The organism is Peribacillus frigoritolerans (genome assembly GCF_040250305.1).
Classification (GTDB): domain Bacteria; phylum Bacillota; class Bacilli; order Bacillales; family DSM-1321; genus Peribacillus.
In genome coordinates this window covers 1,984,414-2,001,913 of record NZ_CP158190.1, presented here as the reverse complement: position 1 = coordinate 2,001,913, position 17,500 = coordinate 1,984,414, and the positions used below count along the sequence as shown (strand labels likewise).

Below are 17,500 nucleotides of genomic sequence, written 5' to 3'. Positions count from 1 at the left end.
TAGCCTTGTTCTTTTAGATGAGACCGTTATTAAGATCGGGCGGACGTTTGATGTAAATCAGTCAATTTTGAGTAGATTTGTTTGTTCACATTGCCAATATAATTTAACCGGGGATCTTTTTTTGGTTTTAAGTCAATGGCCGCGGAAACAATACCTTCGTTATCCTTCGCATCAGCCATCACTCGGCCTGTATGGTCAACGATCATGCTGCTACCGAAAAACTCTAACTCTTCTTCTCTACCAAGTCTGTTACAAATTGCAATAGGTATTTCATTTTCAATTGCACGGCTTTTTAAGAAAATGGATTGTGCTTCTTCATATGGTTTCATATTGGCTGTCGTAATAAAGAGAATTTCAGCTCCGCTTGTTCGTAAAATTCTTGCCACTTCCGGAAATTCAAGGTCATAACAGATCATCATCCCTACTTTTCCAAACTTGGTAGAAAAAACGGGGTATTCCGTTCCTCTTGAAAAATAGTCCGTTTCCGTATGGAATAAATGTGTTTTTCTATACTTTCCGAGAATGACTCCATATTCATCAATATAGAGAACTGATATAAAGTAAAACTCATTTTCTCTTTCAGGAAAGGAAAGAACCAGTGCGAGCGACAACTCTTTGCAAACTGCCTGTAATGAACGAATGCTTGGACCATTCTCCTCTTCCGCAAATTTGCTAACATCCTCTTTTAACAGATAACCTGTCAAAGCCAACTCCGGAAACACAATCACATCGGCCCCTGCTGTTTTGGCTTCCTTCATATAGGCTACTATCTTTTTTACATTCGCTTGTTTATCTTTTAGCTTTGGTTTGAACTGTGCTAATGAAATTTTCATTTGAATCACCCTTTCTACTTTATTAATTGCAATTATTGTGCCAATTATTGAAATATTGATTTATTAAACGATGAATGCTTTAATAATAGAAAAATGATGAATTTTATCATTAAAATAGGCAAAACTTTATTATTCCGATGATTTTTTTCATCAAAGATGAATCTTCGCATCATTGAAAGGAGTGGGCAACTTTTGGATCAAAAGAATAGTTTTAGCTGTTTACTAAATGATCAGGGGATGATTATCAAGTTGTTTGGGGATTTGAGTAAAGTGCTGGATGAAAGCAGCCATCTGCTTGCAGAAGGAATTAACTTTACCCATGTGAAATGGCAAGACCTTTTTATTGGAGGATGTGACCTGAAGCAAGACGTTCAGCTTCTTCAAACTCTTCAGGGGACAAGTGTGATCGTTCATTCCCTTTCACTTCATGATCCTTTGAAGAACAACAAATTGGTTACCTTTATTAATTTATCGAGCGTTAATTTGTTGGTCTCCCAGCGAAAACAACCCTTTTCCGAGTTGATTATTAATTCCCCGTCCATGCAAAAAATTATTAATATCATTGAAAAGGTATCTGATGTGAATTCTACCGTCTTGCTGCTGGGAGAATCAGGAGTTGGCAAAAGTGCGATCGCCAAACTGATTCACCAAAAGAGCACAAGGAATAAAGGTCCTTTCATTTCCATCAATTGCAGTACACTGCCTGAAAATTTGGTGGAGTCTGAACTGTTTGGATACGAAGCCGGCACATTTACAGGCGGAAAAAATAAAGGGAAAACAGGTTTGTTTCAAGCAGCTGAAAAGGGGACCATTTTTCTTGATGAAATAGCAGAATTACCGCTGAATGTTCAGTCTAAATTGCTTGATGTTATTCAGGAAAGTCGAATTCGGAAAGTGGGAGGGACGACGTTCCAGATGATTGATGTCCGTCTCATCGCAGCAACAAATAAAGACCTTTCCTCTTTAGTCCAAAAGCAACTGTTTCGAGAAGATTTATTTTATCGATTAAACGTAATTCCATTAACTATTCCGCCTTTGAGAGAGAGGAAAGAGAGCATCCCGGAACTTGCTCAAAATTTCTTGCATAATTTCAATCGGAAATATAACCGAAACTACATGTTGGATAAGCAATTGTTGGAAGGGTTTATGGATGCTGATTGGCCAGGAAATGTCAGGGAGCTGGAGAATACAATAGAAAGGCTTGTGGTTACCAATTTTTCAGTCTTAGATACGCCATCACATGATGAAAGTAAGGAAAGTAACCTGCCTGCTTTCACCTACAATCCTAATCGCTATCGGAACTCCGCTTCCTTTTCTTCGTTAAAAGAAGCAAAAGAGGCGCTCGAAAAGGATCTGATTTTACAAACTTACCAGGTCTTTCAAAACACATATAAAACAGCTCAATACCTACATGTTGATCAATCAACGATTTCAAAAAAGCTAAAAAAGTATAATAGTGAAAATTGATCTAACTATAGGAGGAAAGTAAATGGCCAGGACACTTCGTATAGCACTTGCCCAATTAAAGTGTGAACTGTTGAATAAAGGATACAACTTGAAAAGATCTATAGAAACGATAAAAGAAGCAAAACAAAAACAAGCGGATTATGTCCTCTTTCCGGAATTGTTTTTAACAGGCTATATTATGAATGAACAAATCAAAGAGTTAGGAGAATCAGTCGAAGGAGAAAGCGTACAAGCAATTTGTGCCTGTGCGAAAGAGTATCAGATAGGCGTCATCTTTGGATTTCCAGAAAAACAAGATGATTGTCTATATAACTCGGCTGTTTTCATTAATAAAAACGGAGAGATAGTCGATGTGTACAGAAAAACGCATCTTTATCATGAAGAACAAAAGCACTTTTCATCAGGAGACCGCTGTGTGGTGATTGAGGCTCCGGAAGGCAGGTTCGGTTTATTGATCACATATGATCTCGAGTTTCCTGAAATGGCGCGCTTGCTGGCACTGCAAGGAGCTGAGATCATCTTTATTTTGTCTGCCAATATGGTTCCTTACCAAATATATCAACATGCTTTTGTTCATTCTAGGGCCATTGAAAACCATCTATTTACTGCAGTTACAAATAAAGTCGGATTGCATATTGATAACATCTTTTTTGGGGAAAGCCAGGTTGTCGCGCCGGATGGGAAAACAATATACAAGGCAGATAACAATGAAATACTGCCTGTCGTTGAAATTGATTTGGAAGAGAGCGAACGGTCGAAAGGAATTTTGAATTATTTGTCCAACAGAAGGCCGGAGTTTTATCGCGGTCATGGTTTATAAGCCAAAGACATTTTGGGTCACATGTTAAAAAAGGGCTTTATTGATTTACTAAAAGCCCGTATTCTCACATCAATTTAACTTTTAACAACGCCGCCCCTGGAGGCTTTCCCTCCCATGCCGTATCATTCCTTCGTCATGGTAACTCATGAAATAAAAAAAGATACTGAATCCGCACTGGAACCCTGAGAATAAGCGGGTTTTGCGAGAAAATCGTATTAAACTGAGGGAGTTCAATAAGGGAAGCGAGTCTGGCGGCGAAAATAGGATATTTAATTTAAAAAGAATCACAAGTAGATAAATCTATATTGTGATTCTTTTTAAGCTTAAAAAATCGAATTAAAATCTTTAATTCTTCTCTCCTATCTCTTTTCCTGCTGATTTTTGATCCTTTATTTTAAAAGAAATGAGGAAGCTAATTAACGAAAGTACAGCGACGACAATAAATGAGATTTGCGCGCCATACATATCAGGATGGACTATCTCGGGACGCTGCTGAGCATTTTCGGTAGCTGATGTCATCACAGTAACAAGTATTGCAGTACCTACAGATGCGGCAATCATTTTCATCGTATTATCCATTGCTGCACCATGGGCGATTAACCGTTTAGGCAGCTGGTTCAAGGCGGCCGTTGAAACAGGCATCATAACCATGGCTAATCCGAACATCCGAATACTGTACATGAGCATAATAAATGTAAAACTTGTCGAAGGACCAACATCTATAAAAGTAAAGGAGGAAGCGGTTATGAGGAGTAATCCGCCAATAACCAGCCACCTGGCCCCAATCCGGTCAAAAATACGTCCAATGAACGGTGACATTATTCCGGTAATAAGTGCTCCAGGGAGTATCGCTAATCCAGCTTCAAAGGCAGTAAATCCTCGCATGTTTTGCATAAATAGCGGGATGAGCGTTTCGGCACCAATCAGCCCCATAAAGGTAATGGCTCCAATAATAATAGCAATCGGGAATAATGAATACGTGAACACCCGGAACTCCAGCATTGGATGCTTCAATCGCAATTGCCTTTTGATAAACCATACAAGTGAAATTGTTCCAATGCCTAGGGATATGATGGTACTCCCGTCTGTCCAGCCATAATTACCAGCAGCTGTAAATCCATACAATAATCCACCGAAACCTACGGAAGATAAAATAATCGAAAGCACATCCACTTTTGGCCGTGTAACTTCTGTTACATTTTTTAAAGCGAAGAACGCAACTATGATATCAATAATGGCAATTGGAAGTATGATAAAGAATAACACCCTCCATGAGTAGGTCTCCGTAACCCAGCCCGACAAAGCGGGCCCAATAGCCGGCGCGAAGGAAATGACCAGCCCGACCAGTCCCATGGCTGCACCCCGTTTATGAACAGGGAAAATCATTAGGAAGACTGTCTGCATTAACGGGAGCATAATTCCGGCTCCGCTCGACTGAATCATCCGTCCTAGCAGCAGCATTCCAAAATTTGGAGCTAGCCCCGCTACCAATGTACCAATAGCAAAAATCCCCATCGCGGAAAGGAAAAGCTGTCTGGTGGTAAAGCGCTCCAGTAAAAACGCGCTAACAGGGATCATGATCCCATTAACCAGCATAAAAACGGTTGTTAGCCACTGTGCACTATTTGCCGTAACATTCATCTCCTCCATTACAGGAGGAATGGCGGTAATCATTAATGTTTGATTCAAGATCGCAATAAATGTACCCGCAAGCAAAAGAGCAACAATTGTTGTCTGTTTACGATTTGTTGAACTCAATTATGGTCCCCCTTTACGATTTGGAAAAAAACATACTTTTGTAGATTACACGAATTTACATCAGATTTCCAGTAATTTGCTGTTAAAAATAAATGCAATAAAGAAGGCATATTCAAAGTAGTTTTGCTGAATTTTGCACTCTATTGAACGGCGCTCTCTTAATAGATCCATAAATGGTTTAAAAATTAAATATATGAAAAATAGTCCAGGATTTAATTATTAAAGATATTTCCCCACCTACATCTAATTCATCTTGTTTATTTAGCTTCTTCTTTTTATAAAGAAAAAGATCAAAGAGGGCGAACTAGTCATCTGAATGATTTGGTCATCCTCTTTTTTGAATAATTACTAAAACAAGAATTATAATAAACTCATTTAAATTCACTAGTATTGGTTTGAACTGTTTGGTTCAGAAGATAATTAGGTCTTTACCACGGGTAGGTTTTATAAATATAAAGATGGAGATACGTAGCAAAATCATGCTGGGCTTTTGAATATTATAAGTGATAATCCTAGTATTCGCGGTTATTTTAACTCTTCTATTTATTTCATTAAAAAGCTCTATATTTTCTTTTTCCCTCCTGCAAATAAAAAGCACCCAATTTAATGGATGCTTAGATTTCCTTTCTTTCGTAATCTTATTTCAAATTTATCACTGAAAAATTCATTTGCATTAAAAATAGTACTAATGTCTGAAATATCACCTATGTTCACAATTAAGGCTTCATCAACTTCTTGATCTGTAAGAACTATGCGATATTCATATTGATTTTCGAAGTATTTATCTTTCCAAAAATAAATATCAGTCCCTTGATTTTTATAAGAGCTCATCCTAGCTGAGGAATTGATGTTATAATCATCATATTTTACCAAGCCCCCTCTGTAAGCATAACCTTTTTCATTGAGTGTTCTAGTAATTCTGTCAATAAATTGCGATGGGGTAACAAAAATTAAGCTATCTCCGAACTCCCTGATCATTTTATCGATTTGTTCATTAGGTAAATCAAATTTGGTATAGTAATATTTTTCATCCTCCTTAACCACTTTTAACATATCGCTAACAATTGCAAACATAGAATATAATGGCCTTTTTTCATTTATATTTTTTCTGAAATTCATTTTTTTAGTTCGCCCCGACATTATTAATTCATGGGTATCTTGAGTAAAGAAATTCATTGTTAATTCCGTAAAAACATGTGCTGCTTCAAATTTGTCTCCTACACCTTTTTCTCCTGAAGCATTTTCTATATCAATATACTTTTTAAAATTATTCATATATAAATCTCCAGATAAAAACCTTTCCACAAAAGGTGTGAACTTTATAAATCCAAAAACTTGACCTTTAAATCCAACGTCTGATATTTTCATTCTCTTCATTCCCTCCTATTTGACTACTAAATTCGACAAAAGGGACTATTCACCGGTATTTATTCCAAGACTATTAAGGAACGTTTACTGTTAGTGAACATGTAAGAATGTATGCCTAGTTCACAAAGAATATACTTCATTAAAAAACGCTTATCCAAAGGATAGACAGTCTTTCTTCTGTTTAGCTTCCACAAGCATATTCGTTATGATTTCCTGTTGTCTTAACAAATTACTAAGGTCTAAAAGCTGAATTACTCTAATTTTATGAGGTTCACCTTTGTAATACAGCACACACAACTGGTTCGCATCGATTGCGTATGTTTTTACCTTTCGTAAACAGGTATTCTTTGCCTGATAAGAAATATCGGATTTAATAAGATATATAGAATCCCTTGTTCCTCCAGATATTGAATAACGGGAGAAGTAATGCCCTGTAGATACAAAAATGAGCATATCCAGCCTTAAAGAATTTTCAGAGCTTCAACAATTATTTCGGCTGTTTCTTTATCAGGTAATGTACCTGTTAATAAGCGGAACGGTTTAATTATTTCTTAGTTATTGCTTGTACTTACTTTTTAATTTCTTATAAAGCTTTCTTTAAATATGTCCTGGACTTAAAAAATTTTTAAAGCAGCAATCGTGAACATACCGAATATCACGAGGGCAGCGGTACTGTATAATAGAAGTATAAGTTTACATATTTTTGATGCTAATTACTTTGCGTTCAGCTTATTTAAACTAAAATATCGGTAGAAAGGTTGGTAACTATTGTGAGTATAAATCCAAATATGGTGGAGATAGCCTCCCTCCTAGGAGAAACGTCACGTGCAACAATACTTGCTAGTTTACTGGATGGGCGTTTTCATACTGCAGGTGAATTAGCATTGATGGCTGTAATAACACCTCAAACTGCCAGCTTTCACCTTTCTAAATTAGTGGAAGGTAACCTTGTTAAAGTTGAAAAACACGGGCGACATCGTTACTATCAGCTAGCAAATGGAGAAATTGCGCAGATTTTAGAATCGTTTCTTGCCATTTCCCCACCTCCTCAAGTTCGGTCGTTAAAACAATCAAGCCAAGTTAAAATGCTTCAGGAAGCCAGAACCTGTTATGATCATTTGGCAGGAAAACTAGGAGTCCAATTAACTGAATCGATGTTGAAGGCCGGATATTTGAAAAAAGAAGAGAGAGAGTTTACAGTTACGCCCAAAGGAAATCATTTTTTTTCTGAATTCGGCATCGATTTACTTGATTTAAGAAGAAAACGCCGTACATTTTCCCACTCATGTTTAGATTGGAGTGAACGTCACCATCATCTTGGTGGAGCTTTAGGGAATGGGCTTCTTACACATTTTTTTGATTTAGGCTGGATAGTCCGTGTTCCATCTATTCGCGCAGTAAAAGTAACACCTAAAGGGAAAGAAGGATTTAAAGAAGTTTTTTGTATAGAGGTATAATTTAATAATCCCTCATGATGAAAAAGAAAAGGGCTCTTTTCTTTTTCATCATGAGGGATTTTCTGTCTTTAGCAGCTTAGAGCAAACAATCCGATTACTATAAAGCTCTTTTAACGAATTTATTTTCCTTTTGGAAATTGCTATTTACAAGATAGATGCCAATGATGATAAACAGTCCGCCAATTAGGAGTGAAGTGTATATCGGTTCCCCTAATAGTGCCCACCCTGATAAAACACCGAAGAAAGGTGCCAAAAATAAAAAGGCACTTGTTTTTCCGGGATCACTCTTTTGTAAAAGATAATACCAAACAGCAAATTGAACGATCGATGACATGATACTTAACCATAATAAAATGAACAACGAATTGCCATTCATTATGAAAAATGGTTTTTCAAGAATAAAGCTGCCAAGTAAAAGCAGTAAACCGCCAAAAAGCATCTGATAGGCAGATAATACCCATGTATCGGAAATCGCTCCCCATTTTTTCGCCAATAAAGTGGAAATGGCCCAGAAAACAGAAGAAAGAATACCGAAAAGAATACCGACCTTAAATTCAAGTTGCGCTCCCATCGTTATAATTACTCCAACTAATCCTAATAAAACACCAATCCATTGATATAGTTTATAGCGTGTTTGTGAAAAGATTGTACCGAATACAACAACAAGTAACGGGTTCGTGAATGTAAGAATGGAGGATTCACTTGCTGTAATCGTGCGTAAACTCAGGAAAATGCACCCCATAACTCCGGCTGTTTGAAAAGTGCCGATAATGAGCATTTTTATCCAATCCCCTTTAGAGTTTGGATGCGGTCTTTTTAAAAAGATTACGATCATCGCCATTATGAGTCCGGCAAGTGTGAAGCGTAATGCTGCTAATAATAATGGGGATGAATAAGGTAGACCAATTTTAACTACTGCAAAAGAAGAACCCATCAAAAATGTCGTTAAAAGTATCAACACTGTAAATTTGTAAACATTCATTTTTTTATCTCCTGACATATTTAAATGACCAATCTACAGATATTATAGCCGGTGATTATTTCAGCTCTCATCGAAATATGGAATACAAGTGGAGATAAATTTAATAATATCGACATATTAAAGGGAATCTTCATGTTTAATTCGCATAAGTAACCTCTTTAAATCATCATATTCATCTATACAAATCAAATTTCAAAAAAGAGTTTACCTCAATTCTTGAAGTTTTACCTCTCCTATCAACCTTACTAAGCTTGCAATTCCTACTTTTCATATATCTCTAGAGGCAAATCATCCGGATCACAAAAAAAAGTAAACCTTTTTCCTGTTAACTCATCAACGCGGATAGGTTCGACTGGAATGTTTTCATTTTCTAGATCTTCAATCGCTTGATTAATATCTTCCACTTCAAAAGCAAGGTGTCTAAGCCCTCTAGCTTCAGGATAACTAGGACGATCGGGGCTATCAGGAAATGAGAACAATTCCAGCTGATATTCCCCTCCTACGATTAAGTCCAATTTATACGATTTCCTTTCTGACCGATATGTTTCCTTCTCGATATCGCACCCTAAAATATTCACATAGAAGTTTTTTGATTTTTCATAATCGGAACAAATTATTGCTACATGATGTATTTTATTTACCTTCATTTGCTTCCTCCCTAAAAGATGTTTGTTAGTTTTAAAATCTAATTTTACCAAAGTTATACATTAATAAAAACTTAGATTTCAGTGTCTCCTTCAGACTCCACTAGTACATCCATTTTCCTGGATATAGGACTTAACACTCCACCAAATAAAGAATTGCAACAAATTGGAAAAATTGTATATTTGAATCATGGAAAATACCCAGGCCATACTGTTTGAATAATATTATTGATTATATCGTATAAAAAAATAAAAAGCCCTGTTAACTGAAATTCAGTAACATCAGGCTTGTCAAGATAGTAGCTGGCAGACTTTTTTACTCTCTATATACCATTTCGAACAAACTTTTATAAATCCGAACGCCCACTTTTGCCTGCTTTTATATCGATCTATTTTACAGCAGGAATTGTTTGTGGATTTTCAGTCATGAAATTTTCCTTACCCGATTTCAAGGTCATAAAAGCGATAAAACAAACGACTCCGAATGAAACCAATAACCAAACAGCTCCATTAAACGATCCATCAAAAGCGTCTATGACAAAACCGATCGTTAAAGGAGCAATGAAGCCAGCTACTTGCATCCCTAAATTGACCACACCAACTGCAGAACCTCCGATTGCTTCCGGTAAATACTTCAGCGGCAGACTAAATATAATAGTGGATAGAGCTGCGGAAAATATAGGTATTATGGTTTGATAGATGATAACTCCCGTTACCGTTTCTGCATGAAACATGAGATACACGAATAATGCTAGACCTAATCCACTAAAGCCCCCTATCCATTTTTCCCGACCAACTTTCACTTTATCCAGTACATAACCGGCGATAATATAGAAAGCCACCGACGCTATTGCAGGGATCATCTGTAAAAGACCCATGGAAATTAAATTCAGGCCACGTTCCTGCACCAAGTAGGTTGGCATCCATGACATCACTCCCCAGCTGATGAAACCATATGCAAACGAGGCAGCCATCAAACTAAGGACCAAGGGGGTTTTAAACAGCTTAATAAAAGAACCCTTGACAGGAACTTCCGTTAAGGAATCTACTTCTCGCGGGCCCTGACTCCCTACTCTTGGTTTTAATAAGAACAAATATAGTAACCCAATCGTAAACCCGAAAATCCCAATAATGCCAAACATCATCCTCCATCCGATACTAACAAGCAGAGTGGCTGCTAGAATGGGTGAAATGACACCCGCAACAGTGAGTGCGGAAAGAAACAAAGACATTGCCCGGGATCGCTTTTCTTCCGCGATGGACACTGATATCATTTTGGCCCCAGCAGGAAAGAAACTTCCTTCCCCCAATCCGAACATAAAACGAATGACCAACAACGATACAAAAGACCATGCCAATCCTGTTAGACTGGTAAAAATGGTAAAACTAAAGACAGAGACAATAAGCACGATTCTAGCGCCGAAACGATCGGCCATCCAACCGCCGGGGATCTGCATAATTGCATATCCTAAAAAGAAGACGCTTAATATCAGACCTGTGGAGGATGCGCTCAATTGGAGGTCATCAGATATATGGACAATCCCATAATTAATGACAAAGCGATCCAGTGCCGAGAACAAATTACCTGCAAAAAGTAATAACAAAATCATTTTTGGATTTTGACCGAATGCTAATTTGTTCACTAGCATAGCCCCCTAGTTTAGCTTAAATTTTCATCACAATTTTATAAACTCTAGGAAAACAGGATCATGGAGTCTCTAATGTCGAGGATGCGGGTTCAATGATAATCGGTGCCTTTATGTCAAACATATAGGATTTTCTTTTATAATTAGACCAGTAAATTTCCGGTAAGAAATTAAGTAGTCTTTACCTTTTCTTGTCCATATACTGGGTTTCCATCTATGAAGGTGGCCAGAATTGCTATGTCCCTAATTTCTTCTGGATGAACAGCTGTAGGGTCAGTCTCGAGAATGGTAAAGTCTGCTTGTTTTCCAATTTCTATGCTGCCTGATCGTGACTCATCAAAATTTAGTTTTGCGCCAAAAATAGTCATCGACTTTAAAGCTGTTTCCACATCAATGCGCTGTTCTGGGCCTAAAACATGACCTTCTCTCGTTATTCTATTAACTGCAGCCCATACGGAAAATAGGGGTGAGATTGGGGTAATTGGACAATCGGAATGCAGGGTGAACAATAAATTGTGTGCAACAGCTTCAGCTAACGGACTTATACGCCTTCCACGCTCCGGACCCAGGAAAATTTGTTTATGCCTGTCCCCCCAATAATATACATGATTGATGAAGAAGGACCCGGCTACATCAAGTTCCCTCATCTTCATGATGTCCTCGGTGGTTGCGGTTTGGACATGTTCGATTCTATGACGATGCTCTGTACGAGGGCTAATGGATAAAGCATATTCATAGGCCGCTAATATCGAGCCGATCGCTCGATCCCCGTTTCCATGCGTCGTGATTCTAAACCCTCGTCTGTGCAGGTCTAAGACTTCTTCATTAAATGCTTCCTGATGATGAATGAGATCTCCATATACATCTTGATTTTGATAATATGGAAGACGTAAAGCTCCTGTTAATCCTTGGATGGAGCCGTCCTGAAACATTTTTGCGCTATCTAATTTAACCCGTCCCCCAGACCTTTCCCTGAGTTCCAGGTCCAGTTGAGCTGGAGAATAACCTCCGAATGGCTGTCCTTCACGAAGCTGCTGATGCATGATCATCAGTCTCGTTCGCATCGGATTAATTTTTTGTTCAGCCGCTTTTAGATGAACCTCTAAATCTTCCAAATTATTAAATCCAACTGCAGCATCTGTATTCGTGGTAATTCCTTGAGCGACATAATCCTTTGAAGCCTTTCCTATCATGTCAACCTGTTGCCCAATTGTCATTTGCGGTATGTGATTATTTATTGGTGCCATTGCCGCTGGTTCATAGATTACCCCATTCAGCCTTCCGTTCTCATCCCGTCCATAATATCCGCCCTGGGGATCTGAAACATCATCAGTCAAACCTGCGCATTGCAAAGTTAGCGAATTTACTGCGGATAAGTGCCCTGAAGTGTGTGTGATGACTACAGGGTTATTTGGCGAAACCTTATCTAAATCACTCCGTGTAACATGGCGCTTTTCATACAAAAGCGTATCATCATAGCCATATCCCCTTATCCATTCGCCATCGGGAGTTTCTTTTGCTTTTGCACCAATTACCTCTAAAATATCTTTTATGGATTGATTGGGCGGAGTACCGCAGTTCACCTGTCCCATCGTTAATCCATACATTAAAATATGGTTATGAGTATCGATAAAGCCTGGTATTAGGGTGGATCCCTTTAAATCTACAACATCAGTACTTGCTGTAATCTCCACTGCACTTTTAGGTGGCTCACACTCATCCCAAATCCCGACAATTTTCCCATCTGAAACAGCAATTGACCTAGCCCGACGATTCCTGTTATCTAGAGTCAGCACATTTGCATTTTTAAATAAAAGATCGATTTTTATCATAAAATAAAGTCCCTCCCTTTTTTTTTGGTTTTAAATCCACTTCATTTCGTCATTATTCTAACTTGGCAAACTGACAGATGGAAATAATGAATAGATAGGGCAAATATTCACAAGTCAATCAGGAGTATAATGACACATCCTTTCTTTAATGAAACAATAGATTTACCCCATTTCACTAGTGGTGTTAACATCACGTCGTCCGAACCAGTATAAAAGGCATAGTTACATTAAAACATTTAAATTTATAATTTTCAATATTTTCTAAAAATAACAATAAATATAGGATGCTTTTCAGCTATAAATGCTATTTAACCTAAAAAAAACTGGAATCCAGTCTTTTAAGCTTTCACATATTTGATAGGACTTCATCTCAAAATATACTAGGCAGCACAATTCCCACCTTTATCCCAATACGACATTTCCCCTCTTTTCACATTTATATATATGTCCCTAAAAAGAGAGGTTTTTTGAATGTACTATAATTATTTTATATATCCTATTATGTGCCATATTATTTTGATTCTGAGCTTATTTGAAAAAGGAACTCTCTTTCAATTGTTGGACAAGGTTCTTTTTCATCTTAAACATAATGATTCCCGATATCATGATCCCGATCCCGATCAATTTATTTAGGGTTAACGGGGCTCTTTCAAATCCGAACCACCCTAAGGTGTCAATCAGAACTGCCATCGTCAGTTGCGCGACAAGTACAATTGATATGGCATAGGCCGGTCCTAGGAGCCGGATTGCCTGCATGATGCAATAGACGAGCACAACTCCCAAGACTCCACTTAATAGATACAGCTTGTTTATGTGCCCAATCGCTAACAGGCTCGAATCATCCATGATGGTGAAAATGGATAGTGATGAGATAAAACCAAGCCCGAGAACAATCGTGGTTGTTGCCCAAGCTCCTACCTTTTCACTAACTCTAGTGTTAAGGACCGTTTGCAGACTGATGAAGACACCAGCTACTACGGCAAACATAATTCCTTGCATTAGATACAGCCTCCTGACTCATTCATATATATTGCCCTCCGCCCTTTCCCGCAGCCGCGATAAATCTTTAATATAAAGAATTCCTTTTTTTCTTTGAATGATACCTTCTCCACAGAGTTTATGGATGACACGATTTAAGTGCCGATAGCTTGTTCCTATGAGGTCTGCTATTTCGGTCAGATTCGAAGTGTTCATTTCTTTATGAAACATGGAGCCGCTCCCTTCTGATGAAAGAGATAACAGATAGCTTGCAAGACGTACTTCGACAGGGTAGAGCCTGTTCAAACTTGCGGCATGGGATTCTGTGTAAAATTTTTGTGTAACAATCTCCAATAAAAAATGCAAAAACTCATATCGGTTCGTTTCCATCGTTCGTAAATCATCAAAATGAATACCGATTACATAACCTTCACTGACTGCCTCAACTGTATGGAGTACTTCCATCCCTTTTATATATTCCACATCTCCAATAAGGGCCAATGGCGTTTTAAACCGAACAATTAACGATTTTCCTTCGGGTGAAGTTGTAAAAATCTTCACCTTTCCCTTTACGAGAAAATACATATAATGAATATCCTCACCCTTTGAACATAAAATTTCTCCATTATGGAATTGATAGAGAGATATTTTCTCCTTCAATTCTTCAGAAAAAATCATATTCAGCTCATATTGTTCGAGATATTTATTGAGACCTGAACTATTTTTTAATTTTTTCAATGTTCTATCACCTTTTTACAGTTTAAATATGACTACACCCATTAACATCATAGCCATTCCAATAACTTGTTGAATCGACACCTTCATCTTGATCATTCCGAATAGTCCCCTTGTATCGATAATGAAAGCACATATAAGCTGTGCAATTAAAATGGTTGCTATTGCGAAAGACATGCCTATTTGATTGATCGCAGTCATTTCTCCTAACACAATCACGACGCCGAGCATTCCTCCAAGCAGGTATAAAATGGGAACCTCCTGAAACCCCTCCGCCCTTCCATCACGGACGAATAAATAAATGATGATGGAAAAAATAAATCCTACGAGATGTACAAGCGCGGTAGTGTGCCACTCACTTAACTCCTCACTCATTCTTGAATTAAACACTCCTTGCAATGAAATAAACACTCCTGCAATTATGGAAGATATGATCCCTTTCACCCTGACTCCTCCTCTATGAGATTCTTTTATAATTAAAATACGGAAGTGGAGTGCAGAGAAAGGACATATGTCCCATTTTCATTTTTAATTTTTACGAAAAATTGATTTTCAACTTAAAATTCTCGAAATAAAAGGCTTGTATCGTTTTAAATTTCATTAGTATTTCCGGGAATATTTCGTTATATGTAAAAAAGAGCCCTCCAGTATGATTTGGGTGTACGAACACCACTCATCTTACAGAAGAAGCTCTATTAATTGGCACCTCAAACCTAATTTGACTGTTTGAGAGACAGAGCGAATAATCCTTAAAATTTAAACTGCGGTATATCCGCCGTCGACAATAAGACTTGTGCCTGTAACAAATGATGCATCGTCACTAGCAAGAAAGAGAACGGCTTTCGCCACTTCTTCCGCTCTGCCTAAACGGCCGATTGGATGTAAATCGATCAAACCTTGTCTTATTTCACCTTGTGCTTCGGCAATAAGTGGAGTATCTATATATCCAGGGCAAACTGCATTGACACGAATGCCATCTTTCGCATAAGTCGAACCTAACGTTTGTGTTAATAGTTTGACCCCACCTTTCGCAGCAGAATAGGCTGTTACCCCCGGTTTCCCTGCATGGCTATGGATGGAACCTGTATTGACAATGGCGCCGCCAGTATCTTGTTTTTGCATTTGCTCTATCGCATATTTATCGGATAGGAAGACACCGGATAAATTAATATCAATTGTTTTTTGCCATTGCTCATAGCTTAACTCATGAATGTTTCCGTCTCTTGCAATTCCTGCGTTTGCGAACATGATATCCAGTTTTCCATATTTATTAACCGTCTCTTCGATCATATTCTTTACGTCATTTTCATTCGTCACGTCAGTTTTAACAAAAAGAGTATCATACCCTTTTCCATTTAACTCTTCTGACACAGCCTGTCCATGATCAGCAAAATCGGCAATGACCACCTTTGCTCCTTCTTCTGCAAATAATTGAGCCGTGCTTGCTCCAATCCCGCTTGCTCCCCCTGTTATGATAGCCACTTTATTTTCTAATCTCATCATATTACCAGACTCCTTTTCTTATTTTCTACGCAACAGATTCATTAAACACCAGAAATCTCCATCCCTAGGGTTCTCCATAGACGACCATTCTTATACAAGCAAAAAGCTGACTACATTGTGAAACCCTCGATTGAAATAGACTGGCCATCAAATAGCTTCATTCTGTGTTCATACATTTATTTTACTCCTTACAATTTGAATTACTATCCTATAAACTGCTGTATAATAATATGGTTAGTCCCCCCTTTTTATAGGGTATTTTGTTTTAAGGAGAAGGAATTCAGATGGCTCATCCCTTTCATGCATATGAAGAAATAACATTGCAGCAATTCATATTATTCATTAAAAGCCATAACAAACAGATTCAAGAAAATATCAATATTTATTTGAATCTAGAACCCTTCATATTGGAACCTGAACGAAAGATGATACAAACATTACTGGAATCATTTTTGCTTTTTTTATCCGCTCCAAAAATCGACGACATAAAAGACACATACGAAGAGCACTTGGATTCTTGGCTGCAATTACATTTACCCCTTTTAAATGATAATCATTTCAGCATGTTCCGATTAATCTTTGAAAAGTCGATTGTTACCTTAATGGTAAACCTGAAACATGCCCAAACACTTTCCATTCTTATGTTCCTATTATCCATTTTCTCTCATCTCATCCATAGCTATAACAAGGGGAGGGGCGACGAATCAGAGCAAAATCCCAAAAGTGAGAATGCAGAACTTAAAAGACTTCAACTGCTGGACCAATTAAATGAACTTCTAATTAACTCAGCAGGATTTAAGGATTTTGCTTTTATCCTAAAAAAATGTGAAGAGTTCTTTAACTATAAAAGATGTGTTTTTTATGCATATATACCTTGGTCCAATCAGTTTTACGGCACCATTGGATTGGAGCTGCCAAAAGTTCAAAGCATGAGGGGGCAGCTCAGCTCCAGGCAAACCATGGTATTCAATTCAAAAAAGCCGGTATTTATAAAGAATCCCCATAATTACATTAAAGAGGAACATATACAGCTATTTAATCTTTCATCTGTCATTTTTGTACCGATTGTTCATAACCAGCAAGTGTTCGGCTGGCTGACCTTTGATCAATTAGGGGAGGAATTCAATTATTCAATAGATGAACTGACTTTACTTGAACAGGTCGGAAAAAGGCTCGGATTATATTTATCAAGAACGGATGATGAGGTATCAATTGGTACCGACATACAATTGACGGAACGTGAATCCATGATTTTAAATTTGCTGGCGGAGGGCTATAACAATAAAAAAATGGCCGAATTATTGCAATTAAGCGAGCATACCGTTAGAGATTATGTAAGCAGTTTAATGACAAAGTTTAAAGCTAAAAACCGTACACAGGCAGTAGTTTATGGGTTTCGGTTAGGTCTATTGAAATAAAATTGAATCAATCAACAGCTTATGACGATTTGTCATTAACGAATCTATATAGAGGGCCA

General features: G+C 37.7%; 15 protein-coding genes. 4 read left to right on the top strand and 11 right to left on the bottom strand.

Going from position 1 to position 17,500, the window contains the following annotated elements; translation table 11 throughout:
- Positions 1–29: 29 nt before the first annotated feature.
- Positions 30–833: a carbon-nitrogen hydrolase family protein gene (locus ABOA58_RS09905; protein ID WP_350302136.1), complete on the bottom strand. Its 804-nt coding sequence runs from the start codon at positions 831–833 to the stop codon at positions 30–32.
- A 192-nt stretch (positions 834–1,025) separates the two neighbouring features.
- Between ABOA58_RS09905 and ABOA58_RS09900 the strand changes: the two genes are divergently transcribed.
- Both ABOA58_RS09900 and ABOA58_RS09895 read left to right on the top strand, forming a co-directional pair.
- Positions 1,026–2,300, top strand: a complete 1,275-nt coding sequence (locus ABOA58_RS09900) for a sigma-54 interaction domain-containing protein (RefSeq protein WP_350302135.1) — start codon at positions 1,026–1,028, stop codon at positions 2,298–2,300.
- A gap of 22 nt (positions 2,301–2,322) precedes the next feature.
- Positions 2,323–3,120, top strand: a complete 798-nt coding sequence (locus tag ABOA58_RS09895; protein ID WP_350302134.1) for a carbon-nitrogen hydrolase family protein — start codon at positions 2,323–2,325, stop codon at positions 3,118–3,120.
- Between the two features lie 345 nt (positions 3,121–3,465).
- Here ABOA58_RS09895 and ABOA58_RS09890 read toward each other — a convergent pair whose 3' ends face one another.
- Together ABOA58_RS09890 and ABOA58_RS09885 are read right to left on the bottom strand one after the other, a co-directional pair.
- Positions 3,466–4,878, bottom strand: coding sequence for a DHA2 family efflux MFS transporter permease subunit (locus ABOA58_RS09890; protein WP_350302133.1), 1,413 nt, complete (start codon positions 4,876–4,878; stop codon positions 3,466–3,468).
- A 603-nt stretch (positions 4,879–5,481) separates the two neighbouring features.
- The gene (locus ABOA58_RS09885) at positions 5,482–6,246 is read right to left on the bottom strand and encodes a hypothetical protein (protein ID WP_350302132.1); all 765 of its coding nucleotides are present in this window, start codon (positions 6,244–6,246) and stop codon (positions 5,482–5,484) included.
- Positions 6,247–7,016: 770 nt separating this feature from the next.
- Between ABOA58_RS09885 and ABOA58_RS09880 the strand changes: the two genes are divergently transcribed.
- The gene (locus ABOA58_RS09880; RefSeq protein ID WP_350302839.1) at positions 7,017–7,703 is read left to right on the top strand and encodes an ArsR/SmtB family transcription factor; all 687 of its coding nucleotides are present in this window, start codon (positions 7,017–7,019) and stop codon (positions 7,701–7,703) included.
- A 97-nt stretch (positions 7,704–7,800) separates the two neighbouring features.
- Here ABOA58_RS09880 and ABOA58_RS09875 read toward each other — a convergent pair whose 3' ends face one another.
- The 8 genes from ABOA58_RS09875 to ABOA58_RS09840 form a co-directional block, all read right to left on the bottom strand.
- A complete protein-coding gene (locus tag ABOA58_RS09875; protein WP_350302131.1) occupies positions 7,801–8,685 on the bottom strand; it encodes a DMT family transporter in 885 nt (294 codons plus the stop codon).
- Positions 8,686–8,945: 260 nt separating this feature from the next.
- Positions 8,946–9,332, bottom strand: a complete 387-nt coding sequence (gene gloA2, locus ABOA58_RS09870; protein ID WP_350302130.1) for an SMU1112c/YaeR family gloxylase I-like metalloprotein — start codon at positions 9,330–9,332, stop codon at positions 8,946–8,948.
- A gap of 386 nt (positions 9,333–9,718) precedes the next feature.
- Positions 9,719–10,972, bottom strand: coding sequence for an MFS transporter (locus tag ABOA58_RS09865; RefSeq protein ID WP_350302129.1), 1,254 nt, complete (start codon positions 10,970–10,972; stop codon positions 9,719–9,721).
- 173 nt (positions 10,973–11,145) lie between these two features.
- Complete coding sequence (locus tag ABOA58_RS09860) at positions 11,146–12,807, bottom strand: amidohydrolase (RefSeq protein ID WP_350302128.1); 1,662 nt, start codon at positions 12,805–12,807, stop codon at positions 11,146–11,148.
- A 528-nt stretch (positions 12,808–13,335) separates the two neighbouring features.
- Complete coding sequence (locus tag ABOA58_RS09855; RefSeq protein ID WP_350302127.1) at positions 13,336–13,806, bottom strand: DMT family transporter; 471 nt, start codon at positions 13,804–13,806, stop codon at positions 13,336–13,338.
- An 18-nt stretch (positions 13,807–13,824) separates the two neighbouring features.
- Positions 13,825–14,523, bottom strand: coding sequence for a Crp/Fnr family transcriptional regulator (locus tag ABOA58_RS09850; protein ID WP_350302126.1), 699 nt, complete (start codon positions 14,521–14,523; stop codon positions 13,825–13,827).
- Between the two features lie 15 nt (positions 14,524–14,538).
- Positions 14,539–14,964, bottom strand: coding sequence for a DMT family transporter (locus ABOA58_RS09845; protein ID WP_350302125.1), 426 nt, complete (start codon positions 14,962–14,964; stop codon positions 14,539–14,541).
- 312 nt (positions 14,965–15,276) lie between these two features.
- Positions 15,277–16,020 carry an SDR family NAD(P)-dependent oxidoreductase gene (locus ABOA58_RS09840; RefSeq protein ID WP_350302838.1) on the bottom strand — a complete coding sequence of 248 codons (744 nt, stop codon included), beginning with the start codon at positions 16,018–16,020 and terminating at the stop codon, positions 15,277–15,279.
- Between the two features lie 287 nt (positions 16,021–16,307).
- Here ABOA58_RS09840 and ABOA58_RS09835 point away from each other — a divergent pair, with 287 nt between their 5' ends.
- Positions 16,308–17,441, top strand: a complete 1,134-nt coding sequence (locus ABOA58_RS09835) for a LuxR C-terminal-related transcriptional regulator (RefSeq protein WP_350302124.1) — start codon at positions 16,308–16,310, stop codon at positions 17,439–17,441.
- Positions 17,442–17,500 lie beyond the last annotated feature (59 nt).